This window comes from Vibrio sp. YT-19(2023) (genome assembly GCF_033337395.1).
In genome coordinates, this window is record NZ_JAWOQN010001027.1 from 1 (window position 1) to 541 (window position 541).

General features: G+C 42.7%; 1 protein-coding gene. It reads right to left on the minus strand.

Annotated elements, in window-relative coordinates; translation table 11 throughout:
• Positions 1-186 precede the first annotated feature (186 nt).
• The coding region (locus R7E78_RS29825) for a glucose PTS transporter subunit EIIB (RefSeq protein WP_318059106.1) at positions 187-541 on the minus strand (355 nt) is incomplete at its 5' end.

Consider the following 541-nt stretch of genomic DNA (forward strand, 5'->3'; position numbering starts at 1 on the left):
ATCCGATATGGTTTTACAGAGTGCATTGTTTCTAATGATCCACAATTCTAAGCCATTAGACAACAAGAACTCGCGCTAAAACGGCAATATTTATCGAGTTCGCATGAATGCACAGCAGATTCAAAGCACTGAAACAAAAAAAGACCTCCCGAAGGAGGTCTCTAATCAAATATCAGTTCGATGTAATTATGGTAGTTTTACATTCGATAGGTCTTCGTTTGCGCCGATTGCTTTCATTTCGCCAGCAACGATTTCTGCTAGAGGACCAAGGATAACTTGAAGGTTGTTTTCACCTAGTTTAACAACACCTTTCGCACCTAGTTTCTTCAACACTTCTTCATCAGCTACTGAACGATCTTTCAGAGTTAGACGTAGACGAGTGATACATGCGTCAATTGAAGTTAGGTTGTCATGACCACCTAGCGCTTTTAGGTATTGACGAGCTAGGTCACCACTTTTTGCTTCACCTGCTGGTGCTGCTGCTTGGCTATCATCATCTTCACGGCCTGGCGATTTTAGGTTAAACGCGCGGATTGCGAAG